Source organism: Rhizobacter fulvus (assembly GCF_964020785.1).
The window spans coordinates 1,399,673-1,413,267 of the sequence record NZ_OZ224516.1 but is presented as its reverse complement, the minus strand read 5'-3'; the positions used below and the strand labels follow the sequence as shown (position 1 = coordinate 1,413,267).

Here is a 13,595-nt window from a genome sequence, read left to right as displayed (position 1 = left end):
CGAGACACGGTCGTTAACATTCGTCGCTCTCAGGAGGGACTGATGAAGCCACTGCTCGATCTGCTGCGTCGCCCGCTCCTTCATGTGGCCGGCGTGTCGTTCTTCGTCAACCTGCTGCTGCTGGTGCCGGCGCTGTTCATGCTGCAGGTGTTCGACCGCGTGCTGGCGAGCCAGAGCGGCGAGACGTTGCTGGTGCTGATGCTCGGCGTCGGTGTTGCGCTGACACTGCTGCTCGTGCTCGACTACCTGCGCGCCCGGCTGCAGGGCGTGGCAGGCAACATCGTGTCCGAGTCGCTCTCGCCGGTCGTGACCCGGATCGTGATCGCGCAGGGCGCGCGCCGCATCGGGCGTGGCAGCTCCGAGAGCCTGCGCGATGTCGGCGCACTGCGTGCGCTGTTCTCCGCGCAGGGGCTGCTGGCACTGTTCGATTCGCCCTGGGTCATCGTCTACGTCGCGGTGATCTGGCTCGCGCACCCGATGCTCGGCATGGCGGCGGCCGCGGCGGCGCTGCTGATGCTCGGGCTGGCGGTGCTCAACGACTTTGTCACCCGGCGCGAGATCGAGGCCCTGCAGAAGGCCGCTGCGGGCGCGACGCGCTACCTCGAAGCCTCGCTGCAGAACGCCGAGGTCGCGCAGACCCTGGGCATGACCGATGCGCTGGTCGCGCGCTGGCGACAGAAGAACGCCGAAGTCACGGCCCTGCAGCAGCCCACCGCGGCGAAGACTGTCGCGATGGCGGCGCTGACCCGGACCGTGCGCCAAGCGGTGCAGGTGCTGATGCTCGCACTCGGCGCCTACCTCGTGATCGTCGGCGAGGCGAGTGCCGGCGTGATGATTGCCACCACCACTTTGCTCGGTCGCGCCCTGGCACCCGTCGAGCAGGTCGTCGGCAGCTGGCGCATGCTGGCCGAAGGGCGCGCGGCGTTCCGCCGCCTGGGCGAGTTGCTGACCGCGGCCGATGCCCAGCCGCAGCGCATGGCGCTGCCGGCGCCGACCGGGCAGCTCACGGCGCACCAGCTGACCTTCCGCGCGCCGCAGGGCGAACGCCTGCTGCTGGCCGGTGTGTCGCTGCAGCTCGAGGCCGGCGAGTCGTTGGCCGTGATCGGTGCCAGCGGCGCCGGCAAGTCGACGCTGGTACGCCTGCTGACCGGCGTGTGGCGGCCGAACGCCGGCACCGTCCGGCTCGACCAGGCGGATTTGGCGCAGTGGCCGCGCGAGGAGCTCGGCCCGTGGCTCGGTTACGTGCCGCAGGACGTCGAACTGTTCCCCGGCACGGTGGCAGAGAACATCGCGCGGCTGGGCGCGGTCGACTCGGCCCGCGTCGTGCAGGCGGCGCAGCGCGCGCAGGTGCATGAACTCATCCTGGCGCTGCTGGACGGCTATGACACGGTCGTCGATCCGCACGGCGCGGTGATCTCGCCCGGGCAGCGGCAGCGCATCGCGCTGGCTCGCGCGCTGTACGGCGAGCCAAAGCTGATCGTCCTCGACGAGCCCAATTCCAACCTCGACGGCGCCGGCGAGGTGGCGCTGGCCGAATCGCTCAAAGCGCTGCGCGGGCAGGTCACGGTGGTCGTGGTCACGCACCGCGCCACGCTGATCCAGCATGTCGACAAGATGCTGGTGCTCGACGCCGGCAAGGTCCAGCACTACGGCCCCACCGCCGAGGTGATGCGGGCCATGCAGCAGAAGGCCCAGCCGCAGCCGCAGCCGGGGGCGGGTGGCGCGCAGGTGGTCACGATGCCGCGACCGCCGCATCCGATGGACGTGCCCCAGGCCGCGCGCGAAGAGAGGGTGTCATGAGCGCCGCCGCTTCGATGCCGCTCGATTCGCAGGCGCCGCTGGCCCAGCACCTGGACGAGGCCCGCCGCTTGGCGCGGCTCGCCGCGCTGGTGCTGGTCGTCGCGGTCGTGCCGGTGGGCGCGTGGCTGGCGTTCGCGTCACTGTCGGCCGCGGTGGTAGCCAGCTCGTTCGTCAAGGTCGACCTCGACCGCCGCGTCGTGCAGCACACCGAGGGCGGCACGGTCCGTGAAGTCATGGTGCGCGACGGCCAGCATGTGGAGAAGGGCGAGCCCTTGCTGGTCCTCGGCGACGTGTCGGTCGATGCCGACCTGAACCGGCTCAACTACCGGGTGTTCGTCGAACGCGCCAGCCTCGCGCGGCTCGAGGCCGAACAGTTGTCGGCCGCGGCCATCACCTTTCCGGAGGACGTCGTCGCGGCTGCCGTGACCGACCCGCGGGTGGCCGAGCAGATGGTCAAGGAGCGCTCGCTGTTCGGCGCGCGGCGCGACGCGCTGGTCGGCCAGTCGGTGCTGCTGCGCTCGCAGCAGGCCAAGGTGGTGCAGGAGGCCGCGGCGCTGCGGGCGCAGATCGCCCGCGCGACCGAGTCGCTTCAGCACCAACGCGACGAGCTGGAGACCAACCGGCGCCTGCTGAAGGACGGTTTCATCTCGGCCGCGCGCATCTCGCAGCTCGAGGCCACCGTCGCCGACTACGGCGTCAAGCTCGAAGAGAAGCGCACCGACCTGGCCCGCGCCGAGCAGCACCTGCTCGATGCCGACCTGCGCATCAAGTCGCTGGAAGGCGACTACCGCCAGCAGGCCAGCGACCAGCTCAAGGTCAGCGCTGCCAAGCTCGCCGAGCTGCAGCAGGAGCAGCGCAAGACGGTCGACGCGTCCAGCCGCCAGGTGATCACCGCGCCCGTGGCCGGCGACGTGATCAACCTGAAGTTCACGACGCCCGGCAGCGTGGTCTCGCCGCGCGAGCCGATCGCCGACATCGTGCCGACCAATCCGCGGCTGGTGGTCGAGGCGCACATCCGCACCGAGGACGTGAGCCGGGTCCAGCAGGGCCAGCCGGCCGACATCCGCTTTACCGCGTTCAAGTACCGCACGACGCGGCTGGTGACCGGCAAAGTGTTTTACGTGGCGCCCGACCGCACGCTGGACCGCGCGACCAACCAGCCCTACTACGTGGCGCTGGTCGAGGCCGATGCTGCCTCGTTGGCTCAAGCCGGCGAAGTGAAGTTGCAAGCCGGAATGCCGGCCGAGGTCTATATCAGGGGCGACGAGCGTACCCCCTTGCAGTATTTGGTGGAGCCGGTTACTCAGGTGCTGCGTCGCGCCGGGCGGGAGCGCTGAGATCCGACCGCGGCACACTGCCGAGGCTGCTTACATCACCGGAGCGCCGGTCGTTTTCGAGTCCTGATCGTGAACCGTCGCGGCCGCTCGTGAGGATCCATTCGCACGGGAACTCTCGGATGGGCAGTCAGTGCACGGTGTTTTGACCCAGCACCTTGGTCAACACCTTCTCTGCCCCGTAAACGCTGAGGTGATCTCGATCGATGTAGTAATACTGGCTCCCGTCGTGCTGCGCGCAATGGTCTCTCGAACAGACAACGTCCTCGGCATTCAGGATCGCCAGGGCAGGGTACTTTCGCTTCAACTTCTCGACCACATCGAAGTAGGGTTTGAAGGGCCGATTCATCTCTGACCGGTCCAGACGGCACGAGTCCGTCTTCGCCAGCGCAGATCGCATCTGGCAGACTTCCGGGGTATCGGGGAAGTAGGGAATGTCCACCACGTAGACAACCTTCTTGCCAGTCTCGAGCAGCGTGCCGATCAACGCGTCCAAACCGTTGTCGAGCGCCTCGAATTCGGTCACGCGGCCGGACGCCGAATAGAACCGCGTCGGGTTCGCGGGGTGGTCGCCCTTGCGTACCAGCGAGACGATCACCGTCTCGATCGTTGTGGATTGCTTTGCATACGCCAGGCCCTTCTTCGCGATGGCGGAGCAGTCTTGTCCCCACTCCTTGCCGTCCGGCTGGAAGACGTAGTTCGGGTACATCAGGCAACCAGGTGAGGCGATCAGCACGCTCGGAATGGCAATCCGGTTCGCGAAGACCGCCGAGTAGAGTGCCATCGCATGGCTGTCGCCGAGGAACAGCACCTTGGGCGCGGCGGAGTTCGTGATGCAGATTTCCTCGCCCAGCGGGTTCATCTGCAGTTGGTCCTGGCAAGAGTGGTTGGGCGTATCCGGGTGCTCGTAGACCTTGAGCGCCTCGAACACACGCTTGTCGGCCAGGGGCGGCAGCGTGGCGACACGGGCATGCTCGCGCAGCAGTTCGCCTTGCGACTGATGGATCGCGGCGCCGCAGGCGCCCGCCAGGACCATGAAGCCCACGAGCCCGGCGGCCTTGAAGTTCAACAGGCGTGGCCGTTCCGGGGGGCGCGCCGGGGCCGACCCTCGGTCGATCGAGCGGAAGGGCTTCTCGATCAGGCGGTAAGTCAGCCATGACAGGACGAACGCGCCGCCTACCGCAACCAAGCCCACGTCGAGCTCGGACTTCAGCACCCCGGACATGCGCAGGAACACCAGCAGCGGCCAGTGCCACAGGTACAGCGGGTAGCTGACGAGCCCGATCGCCACCATGCCACGATGCGAAAGGATGCGCCGGTTGATCCAGGCGTCGGGTCCGGCGGCGATCAGCATCGCCGCACCGGCGGTCGGCAGCAACGCCCACCAGCCGGGGAAGACATGGTTCTTCGACAGCAAGGCGGCCGCGATGGCGATCGCCGAGATCCCGCTTGCTGCCGCGACATTGTGCAGGGTCGGCGAACTCGATCGCTGTCCCGCCCGAGCCGATACCACTACCGCCAGCGCCGCGCCGATCAGCAGCTCCCACACCCGTGTCGCGGGCGAGTAGAACGTGCCGATCGGGTCGTCGGCCACCAGCGCGATGTTCGCGGCGAACGACATCAAAAGGCATGCTCCCGTCACCACACGCAGGTCCCAGCCGCGGCGCGAGCCGAGCCACAGCACCAGCGGCCAGACGATGTAGAACTGTTCCTCGACGCCCAGGCTCCACAGGTGCAGCAACGGCTTGGTTTCGGCCGTACTGTCGAAGTATCCGGCCTCCTTCCAGAGCAGCAGGTTGGAGACGAAGCCGGCCCCCGCGGCGACGTGCTTGCCCAGTTGCGCAAAGTCGCCGTTGGCCAGCAGACACCAGCCCGCCACCACGCATCCAGTCAGCATCGCGCCCAACGCTGGAAATATCCGGCGCACCCGATTCAGATAGAAGCGCGCAACGCTGAAGCGCCGTGCGTCGAGTTGCTGGGTGATCAACGAGGTGATGAGGAAGCCGGAGATGACGAAGAAGACGTCGACGCCGACGAATCCGCCGTGGACCGCGCTTGGGAACGCGTGGAAGCCGATGACCAGAAGGATCGCGAGCGCGCGCAATCCGTCGATGTCGGCGCGATAGGTCGGGGTCGGGGTCGGGGTGATTGCAGGTTTCACCCGGGGGTTTTCGGCCGTTCAGCGCCCGACTTTATTGCTGGCGGCGAGCGTCAGGCATCGCTGAGCGGCGCAACACCGCGTCTGGGACCAGTAACTCACGTGTTGCCGTCACGAGAGGCTCAATCGCCGAGTCGGGGAACGGCGAGACGCTGCTCACGTTGACCTCGCAAAGCACATGCCGCTCGGCCTCTCCTTCTCGCTGTTCCCCCAGGAAGAAATCCGCGTCCCACAGCAACGGCAACGCTTCCTGGGCGAGATCCAGCCGTTCACACAGTCGACCGATCCATTCGTTCTCCAGCCGCTGCCTGAGGTGCTGGAAGCGCGGGTCGGCGGCGTCGCTGTAGAGGCGAGGACCGGGTTGGACTGCGGCGCCGTCTCCGTCCGCCGGATGAAGGGCAACCACCCTCTGGTGTCCGAAGCCGACGACGCGAGCGCGAACGAGGTAGGCACGGGTCATGCCCTCGACCATGCGGGGTTGCCACGCCTGATCGATCAGGTAGCCGTCGTCGGCGAAGTACGGAGCCAGGCGAGTCAGCACGTCGCCGAAGTCCAGCAACTCTTCGTGGCAACCGCGCTGCGCATGGCGAAGCGCGTACTTGCCTGTCTCGCGCCGCTCGACCCGCCAGACACCGATACCACTGTGACCGCGACGCTGTTTCAGCACGCGTGCTCCCGAAGCCAGTCGTCGCGGCAGGCTGGCCTCGAGTTCGGCCAGGCTGTCGACCCGGCAAACGTCCGACCCGAAGGGGAGGTCTCGGGTCGAAACAAGCACATCCTTCGTCCCCAGCTTCATGATGGTGTCCGGATGGGCGCTCACGATGACGCCATCGGCCGCCACGTCACGCAACATCGCGTCGAGCACGCGTCGATCCCGGCCGCCTTCGATCGGGTTGTGCCAGACCAGCACGACTCGTACCGCTAGCAGCTGACGTCGGACTTCGTCGCTGAAGTCGTCGCTGTAGATCGCCGGCTCGGCATCGACACCGGCTCGCGCGAACGCCTCGAACACCCCCTTGAAGCGGATGTCGTCCGCGCGGGCGCAGTCGCGCGCAGCGCGGTCGCCGGGATAGAGGATGGCCACGCGTGCGGACTGGGCGGCGTTCATGGTGCCTCGCTTGGAGTCGGAATTGTGGCGCCGAACGCGCGCCTGCGCACCGAACCTGCAGGTCGACCACGAGACCACGCGTCGCGCTGGCGTCACTGGTGTACCCGCCACCGGCCACTCCCTAGATCGAAGGGGTGCAGCCCGCGGTGTCCCCGGTTGCCCGACGGGATGCGATGGGGTCAGCATGACCTCCCCGCGCCCAGGAGGCAGGCCGACGCGGCGCCTTCTTCCGCTTGCTCCAAGGAGAATCGAGATGACTTCCTTGCTTCGTCTTCTGGCTGTCCCGGCGATCGGTGCCCTGCTCGCGTCGAACGCGCATGCCAACCTGCTGACCAACGGCAGCTTCGAGAGCGGGTTGTTCGTGAATCAGGGCAACGCCACGATGTCGCTGGCCGCCGGCTCGTCGGTCATCAGCGGCTGGACGGTGGTGAACGACACGGCCGCGTGGATCGGGGCGGGCAACCCGTTCGGTCTGAGCGCGCACGACGGCAACTTCTTTCTCGATCTGACGAACTACCAGGCCGGTGCGCCGTTCGCCGGCATGTCGCAAGTCATCGCGACTCAACCGGGCGCCGTGTATTCGTTCTCGTTCGACTTGGGCAGCTCCAACCTGTGGGGACGACCCAGCGCCATCACGGCGAGCGCAGGCGGGACCAGTGCCACGTTCACCTCGCCGCTGACCGGCACGAACAACGACTGGCAGCACTTCTCGCTGGCATTCACGGCGACGTCGACCGCGACCACGGTGCTGCTGCAGGGAGCGGCCGGCATCAACTACATCGGTCTGGACAACGTGTCGGTGGATCTGGTGTCCTTGCCGGCGGTTCCCGAACCGGGCACCTGGGGATTGCTGCTCGCGGGGCTGGCCGTGCTTGCGGGCGCCGCACGCCTCGCCAGGGTGCGAGGTCGCTGACAAACGTCCGTCAGCCGCGGCGCGCGGCCTCGATCGCCGCGACGTCGATCTTGCGCATCGTCATCATCGCCTCGAACACCCGCTTCGCCACGGCCGGGTCGGGGTCGGCGATGCCGTCGGTCAACGCGCGCGGCGTGATCTGCCAGGACAGGCCCCAGCGGTCCTTGCACCAGCCGCAGGCACTCTCCTGGCCACCGTTGCCGACGATCGCGTTCCACAGTCGATCGGTCTCGGCCTGATCGTCAGTGGCGATCTGGAACGAGAACGCCTCGCTGGGCTTGAACATCGGCCCGCCGTTCAGGCCGATGCAGGGGATGCCGGCGACCGTGAACTCGACCGTCAGCACGTCGCCCTGCTTGCCCGACGGGAAGTCGCTCGGCGCGCGGTGGATCGCGCCGACCGCACTGTCCGGGAACGTGCTGGCATAGAAATTCGCTGCCTCGAGGGCGGTGCCGTCGTACCAGAGGCACAGGGTGTTCTTGCTGACCATGGCGGTGCTCCTTTGCGGTTGAGACGTCGTCTTCGGACGTGGGCCGGGCATGGTAATTCCGCCGCGCCGCCCGCGTCGCCAACCTGATGGAGAATGGCGCCCCGTGCACGACCACCTCGATCCCGCTCCGCCCGATTCGCCCGCCCGCCGCCACCTGCTGCGCGGCGCGGCCGCGGCATGGCTGCCCGCGCTGGGCCTGCCCCGGCCGGCGCAGGCCGCAACGGCGCCACTGCAGGTCGGCGGCCTGCCGGTGACCTGCAACCTGACGTTGCCGGTGGCCTGCGTCGCGCGCGCAACCGCCAACGCGGCCGACAAGAGCGGCGGCCCGCAATTCACCTACGAATACAGCAAGTACAACGGTTGGCCCGAGATCAAGGAATCGCTGATGACCGGGCGCATCCAGGCCGCGTACATGCTCGCGCCGCTGGTGATGGACCTGGCCGACAGGAAGATCCCCGTCAAGATCGTCTCGCTCGGCCACCGCTCGGGCGCGGTGATCATGGTGCGCACCGACTCGCCGTACCAGAAGTTCAGGGACCTGACCCGCAAGCGCATCGCGATCCCGAGCCGCTTCGCGGTCGACTTCCTGTTCCTTCGCAAGATGCTGGCGCGCGAGGGCATGACGCCGAAGGACATCGAGATCGTCGAGATGCCGCCGCCCGACATGCCCGCGGCGCTCTACGCCAGGGCGGTCGACGCCTACTGCACCGGCGAGCCCTTCGGCGCCGCGGCGCAGCGTGCCGGCTACGCGCGGGCGCTGCGCATGACCCGCGACGAGTGGCGCAACTACATCTGCTGCGTGCTGACGGTGCGCGAGGAACTGATCCGCGACAACCGCCCGTTGGTCCAGGACCTGGTCAACCACGTGCTCGGCGCCGGGCAGTGGCTCGACCAGAAGCAGGACAACCGCAACAAGGCCGTCACGATCGCCGCCGGCCGCAAGTTCTTCAACCAGGACCCGAACATCATCCGTTTCGTGATGGAGAACCCGGTCGACCGCGTGACCTACGGCGACCTGCGGATGATCCGCGCCGAGTTCGAGGACCTGATGCAGCTGTCGATCGAGGCCGGTACGATCAAGGGCCCGATCGCCTACGAGAAGTACATGGACGAGAGCTTCGCGAAGGCGGCGCGGGCCGCCACCATTCCGCTGTGAACCTGCCTTTGCCCCCGATGCCTGTTCTGCGCCGCGCCGCGCTGCTGGCGCTGTCCTTGTTCCTGCTGCCCACCGCGCATGCGGTGCCGACGCTGAAGGCCGGCGTGTTCGAGCCGCCGCGCCAGGCACCCGAGTTCGCGCTGCGCGCCTCCGATGGCGGCGAGCTCTCGCTCGCGCGCTACCGCGGCAAGCTCGTGCTGCTGTCGTTCGGCTTCACCCACTGCGCGGCCGTCTGTCCGGTCACGCTGGCGACGCTGGCGCAGGCGCGCCAGTCGCTCGGCGCCCAGGCCGCCGCGGTGCAGGTGGTGTTCGTCACGGTCGATCCGGAGCGCGACGACCCCGCGCGGATGAAGACCTACCTCGCCGCGTTCGACCGCAGCTTCGTCGGCGGTGCCGGCCGGCCCGAGGCCCTGGCGGCGATGCGCAAGGACTACGGCGTCGTCGCGACCAAGGTGCCGATGGCGTCGGGCGGCTACGCCGTCGACCACACCTCGTCGATCTTCCTGATCGACCGCGACGGCAAGTTGCGCGCGATGATGCCCTACGGCCGCGATGCCAAGGACTACGTGCACGACCTCCAGCTGCTGCTCGCGCCCTGATGCCGGGCCATGACGATGCGCCGCGTCCGCTGGGTCGCACCGGGCGTTCTGGCGCTCGGTCTGGCCGGCCTGGCGTGGGCCGCGTTCGCGCCGCCGGCGGTCGCTTCGCGCGACGCGCTGTTCGAGATCCCGAAGGGGACCTACGCGCGCCGGATGGCGGGCGACAGGGTCGAGATCCTGCCCGACACGATCGGGTTGACGCTCGGCCTGAAGGACGTGCTGCTGCTGCGCAACCTGGACGACGTGCCGCAGATCTTCGGCCCCGCGCTGATCATGCCGGGGCAGAGCTTCCGGCTGCCGTTCGAGCAGGCCTCGACCTACAGCTTCGCATGCACCGCGCACGCCAGCGGGCAGATGAACATCGTCGTCGCGCCGCACCCGGCCCCGGGCTGGCCGACGCTGCGCTATCGCTGGCAGCAGTGGCGCCAGCAGGCGGGATGATCCGATGAACGCGCCGCTGGAGTGGGCCCGCAAGATCCTGCCGCCGCTGGCCGTGATGGTCGTCGTCGTCGCGGTCTGGTGGGTGCTGGTCGTGAAGTCCCAGAGTCCGATCTTCCCGACGCCGTGGCAGGTCGTCACCGGCGCGTGGGAACTGGCCGAGGACGGAACGCTGTGGGAGCACATCGGTGCGTCGCTGTTCCGCGTCGGCACCGGCTTCGGCCTGGCCGTGCTGGTGGCCGTGCCGCTCGGGCTGTGGATGGGCTGGGTCGGCGGCGCTTACCGCACCTTCAATCCGATCTTCCAGATGCTGCGCCCGATCTCGCCGATCGCGTGGATTCCGCTGGCGATCCTGTGGTTCGGGGTCGGCGACGTCTCGCCGATCTTCCTGATCTTCATCGCGTCGGTGTTCCCGATGATCGTGCAGACGACCTCGGGCGTGCACACGATCGAGCGGCGCTACCTGCGCGCGGCGGCGAACTTCGGCGTCTCGCGCGCGGTGCTGTTCCGCCGCGTCGTGATCCCGGCGGTGCTGCCCGAGATCATCGTCGGCATGCGCATCGGCATCGGCGTGGCCTGGCTGGTGGTGGTGGCGGCCGAGATGATCGCGCTGCGCTCGGGACTGGGCTACCTGATCATGGACTCGCGCAACGCCGGCAACCGCTACGACCTGGTCATCGCCGGCATGATCATCATCGGCGCGATCGGGTTGCTGCTCGATGGCGCGACCAGGCTGCTGGAGCGGCTGCGGACGGTGAGGTGGCGTTATGTCCGCTGAGCCCAAGATCGTCGTCGCAGACCTGCACAAGGGCTTCGCGTCGCGCCAGGGCGCGCTGCCCGTCATCGGCGGCGTCGGCTTCAGCGTGGCGGACGGTGAATTCGTCGCGATCGTCGGACCCTCGGGCTGCGGCAAGTCGACCCTGATGAACATCGTCGCCGGCTTCGAGCGCGCCGACCGCGGCACGGTGCGGATCGATGGCCGCGAACTCGCCGGCCCGAGCCCCAAGGGCATCGTGATCTCGCAACACGGCTCGGTATTCCCGTGGCTGACGGTGCAGCAGAACCTGATGTTCGGGCTGAACGGCGACGGCCACGGCGACAAGCAGGCGCTGGCCGATCACTACGCCGCGATGGTCGGGCTCAAGGGCTTCGAGGGCGCCTACCCGCACGAGCTGTCGGGCGGCATGCTCAAGCGCGCCGAGCTGGCACGCGCGTTCGTCGTCAAGCCCGACATCCTCTACATGGACGAGCCGTTCTCGGCGCTCGATGCGCTGATGAACCTGCGCATGCGCAACGAACTGCTGCGCATCCTCGGCGAGGAGCGCCACACGGTGCTGCTGATCACCCACGATGTCGAGGAGGCGCTCTACATGGCCGACCGGATCATGGTCCTGTCGCCCCGGCCGACGACGATCCAGGCGACCTTCGAGGTCGATCTGCCGCACCCGCGCCAGCTCGCGAGTGCACCTGCTCAGGCGTTGCGCGTCGCGATCCTGAAAGAGCTCGGGCTGTAGCGCCTCGCGACCCTGAAAGAGCTCGGGCTGTAGCGCCTCGCTCAGGGGGCCGTGTAGGGCTGCCAGCGGCCCGGCGCCTGCTGCAGGCGGTCGGCCAGCACGCGGTACACATCGGCATTCCAGCCCAGGCCGCAGTGGCTGCCCGGGACTTCGATGTTCTCGAACTGCCCGCGCGCGCCGTCCTGGATGCAGGCCTGCCAGGCCACGACGCCGTCGCTGCGGCTGTAGATCGAGGTCGTCGGCACCGGCGGCACTGCACGCAGCCGGCGCTGCAGGGTGGTGTCGAGCGTCGCCTCGCGGCCGTTGAGCAGGCGGTAGACCAGCCCGGCGCGCGTCTGCGCGGTCGAGCCGGCGAACGGCGTGCCGATCGTGATCACCTGACGGGCGCGCGCGCCCAGTCGCTTGGCGACCTCGCGGGCATAGATGCCGCCCAGGCTCCAGCCGACCAGGCTGATGCGATCGCCTTCCGCGGGGGCATGCGCGAGCACGTCGTCGGCCAGGTCGTCCAGCCAGCGGTCCGGGTTGCCTTTCGGTCCGGCGTTGAAGCCGCGGCCCCAGTCGCGCGCGTCGTAGCCGAGCTGCCGGCAGAAGTCCTTCAAGGGTCCGATGGCGCGCTGATCCGAGGCCAGGCCCGGGAACAGCACGACCGGGTGGCCGTCGCCGCGCGGCAGCCTCGACTTGTCCATCAGACGCATCGCCGCGTACTCAAGCGCGGCCCGGGCCGGCTCGAAGCTGGTCAGCGTCCACGACGGCGCGCGCGCCGCGGCGCGTTCGTGAGGGGTCAGGGTGAGGGAGGCGTTCATGGGCTGCAAATTCGATTGGTGCAATGCAGCAATCCTGCGCCGGCGGCGGGCCGATGGGGAGGAGCCGTCCGCCCGTGCGGGCGTCGGACGAGGCCTACGCCGCCGACGGGCCATGCGCCCGAATGGCTCCTTTGGCCGATGTTTCCGAACGGCCGGATTTCGACAATGCGGACAGCTTCTTCCACCCCCAACCGAGGACGACTCCGATGACCACCACCTCCCGACCCACCCGCACGCCCATCCGCCTGAAGACCCTGGCGCTGGCTGCCTGCCTGGCCGCCGCGGCCACCGTGGCGCACGCCGACCCGACCGTGCTGCTCGCCGACGACTTCAACACCGAACACGGCGGCGTCGGCAGCGCCGAATACAGCGGCTTCGCGAACTTCAGCGCCGCCAACGTCGACCTGCTCGCGCCGGGCTACTTCTACAGCCTGTGCCAGCTGGCCGGCGGCAGCACGCCGTGCGTCGACATGGAAGGCAGCGGCAACGGCACGCTGACCACGCTGACCGCCTACGACCTGGCGCCCGGCACCGTGACCATGCAGTTCGACCTGGCCGGCGACCAGCGCGGCCGCAGCGGCAACAGCGTGGTCGCGTCGCTGGTCAGCATCTTTGGCGAGGTGCTGTTCAGCGAGAGCTTCTCGCTCGCGTCCGACGCCGACTTCACGACCTTCAGCCGGTCCGTCACGCTCGCCGACCCGACGCAGGCACGCCTGCGCTTCCAGAGCGTCGGCCCGGCCGACTCGATGGGCATGCTGCTCGACAACGTGGTGTTGACCGCAGGCGGCGCCATCACGCCGGCGGTGCCCGAGCCGTCGACCTGGGCGCTGTTCGCCGGCGGCCTGATGGCCGTGGCCGGTTGTGCGCGCCGCCGCGTGAACGCGGCCGCGCGCTGATCAGACGGCGAGGTTCGGCAACACCTTGCGCAGCTGCTCCAGGTCGATCGGCTTCTGCAGGTAGTGGTCGACGACCGCGAACGCGTCGGCCACGCGGGCGTCGGTCGGCGAGCGGCCCGTCACGGCGACCAGCACGATGTCGTCGCCATACTGGCTGCGCAGGGTGCGGGCCAGTTCGAGCCCGTCGACGTCCGGCATGTGGACGTCGAGCAGCACGCAGTGCGGCCTGAACCGGGCGACCAGCTCGAGCGCCTCGGCCGCGCTGTTCGCCGAGCGCACGGTGTAGCCGTCGAACTCCAGGTGCATGCCCAGCGTGAGACAGGCGTCCGGCAGGTCGTCCACGACCACGACCCTCACCCCGTCATCGGGCTCGCTCATGGTCGAAG

General features: G+C 68.7%; 14 protein-coding genes. 9 read left to right on the top strand and 5 right to left on the bottom strand.

Annotation, left to right across the window (positions count from 1 at the left end; all coding sequences use genetic code 11):
* Positions 1-42 precede the first annotated feature (42 nt).
* Both ACWH49_RS06745 and ACWH49_RS06740 read left to right on the top strand, forming a co-directional pair.
* Entirely contained in the window at positions 43-1,800 is a 1,758-nt protein-coding gene (locus tag ACWH49_RS06745) for a type I secretion system permease/ATPase (protein WP_448170760.1), read from the top strand.
* Positions 1,797-3,137: an HlyD family type I secretion periplasmic adaptor subunit gene (locus ACWH49_RS06740; RefSeq protein ID WP_448170759.1), complete on the top strand. Its 1,341-nt coding sequence runs from the start codon at positions 1,797-1,799 to the stop codon at positions 3,135-3,137. The genes ACWH49_RS06745 and ACWH49_RS06740 overlap by 4 nt, the downstream gene beginning before the upstream one ends.
* 127 nt (positions 3,138-3,264) lie before the next feature.
* Here the strand turns inward: ACWH49_RS06740 and ACWH49_RS06735 are convergent, their stop codons facing one another.
* Complete coding sequence (locus ACWH49_RS06735; RefSeq protein WP_448170758.1) at positions 3,265-5,295, bottom strand: acyltransferase family protein; 2,031 nt, start codon at positions 5,293-5,295, stop codon at positions 3,265-3,267.
* 31 nt (positions 5,296-5,326) lie between these two features.
* Positions 5,327-6,400, bottom strand: a complete 1,074-nt coding sequence (locus tag ACWH49_RS06730; RefSeq protein WP_448170757.1) for a Cj0069 family protein — start codon at positions 6,398-6,400, stop codon at positions 5,327-5,329.
* A gap of 253 nt (positions 6,401-6,653) precedes the next feature.
* Between ACWH49_RS06730 and ACWH49_RS06725 the strand changes: the two genes are divergently transcribed.
* Positions 6,654-7,313 (top strand): DUF642 domain-containing protein, encoded by a 660-nt coding sequence (locus tag ACWH49_RS06725; RefSeq protein ID WP_448170756.1) that lies wholly within the window; start codon positions 6,654-6,656, stop codon positions 7,311-7,313.
* A 10-nt stretch (positions 7,314-7,323) separates the two neighbouring features.
* On the opposite strand, the gene ACWH49_RS06720 is transcribed toward ACWH49_RS06725, so the two are convergent.
* Positions 7,324-7,803, bottom strand: a complete 480-nt coding sequence (locus tag ACWH49_RS06720; RefSeq protein ID WP_448170755.1) for a VOC family protein — start codon at positions 7,801-7,803, stop codon at positions 7,324-7,326.
* A gap of 103 nt (positions 7,804-7,906) precedes the next feature.
* Between ACWH49_RS06720 and ACWH49_RS06715 the strand changes: the two genes are divergently transcribed.
* From ACWH49_RS06715 to ACWH49_RS06695, 5 genes are read left to right on the top strand one after another with little or no spacing between them, the layout of a single operon-like run.
* The gene (locus tag ACWH49_RS06715) at positions 7,907-8,959 is read left to right on the top strand and encodes an ABC transporter substrate-binding protein (RefSeq protein ID WP_448170754.1); all 1,053 of its coding nucleotides are present in this window, start codon (positions 7,907-7,909) and stop codon (positions 8,957-8,959) included.
* A 17-nt stretch (positions 8,960-8,976) separates the two neighbouring features.
* Positions 8,977-9,558: an SCO family protein gene (locus ACWH49_RS06710; RefSeq protein WP_448170753.1), complete on the top strand. Its 582-nt coding sequence runs from the start codon at positions 8,977-8,979 to the stop codon at positions 9,556-9,558.
* Positions 9,559-9,567: 9 nt separating this feature from the next.
* Positions 9,568-9,999, top strand: coding sequence for a hypothetical protein (locus ACWH49_RS06705; RefSeq protein WP_448170752.1), 432 nt, complete (start codon positions 9,568-9,570; stop codon positions 9,997-9,999).
* 4 nt (positions 10,000-10,003) lie between these two features.
* Positions 10,004-10,774, top strand: coding sequence for an ABC transporter permease (locus tag ACWH49_RS06700; protein WP_448170751.1), 771 nt, complete (start codon positions 10,004-10,006; stop codon positions 10,772-10,774).
* Entirely contained in the window at positions 10,764-11,510 is a 747-nt protein-coding gene (locus tag ACWH49_RS06695; protein WP_448170750.1) for an ABC transporter ATP-binding protein, read from the top strand. The genes ACWH49_RS06700 and ACWH49_RS06695 overlap by 11 nt, the downstream gene beginning before the upstream one ends.
* Positions 11,511-11,551: 41 nt before the next feature.
* Here the strand turns inward: ACWH49_RS06695 and ACWH49_RS06690 are convergent, their stop codons facing one another.
* A complete protein-coding gene (locus ACWH49_RS06690; protein ID WP_448170749.1) occupies positions 11,552-12,313 on the bottom strand; it encodes an esterase/lipase family protein in 762 nt (253 codons plus the stop codon).
* A gap of 206 nt (positions 12,314-12,519) precedes the next feature.
* Between ACWH49_RS06690 and ACWH49_RS06685 the strand changes: the two genes are divergently transcribed.
* Positions 12,520-13,209, top strand: a complete 690-nt coding sequence (locus ACWH49_RS06685; RefSeq protein WP_448170748.1) for a PEP-CTERM sorting domain-containing protein — start codon at positions 12,520-12,522, stop codon at positions 13,207-13,209.
* Here ACWH49_RS06685 and ACWH49_RS06680 read toward each other — a convergent pair whose 3' ends face one another.
* The gene (locus ACWH49_RS06680; protein WP_448170747.1) at positions 13,210-13,587 is read right to left on the bottom strand and encodes a response regulator; all 378 of its coding nucleotides are present in this window, start codon (positions 13,585-13,587) and stop codon (positions 13,210-13,212) included.
* Positions 13,588-13,595 lie beyond the last annotated feature (8 nt).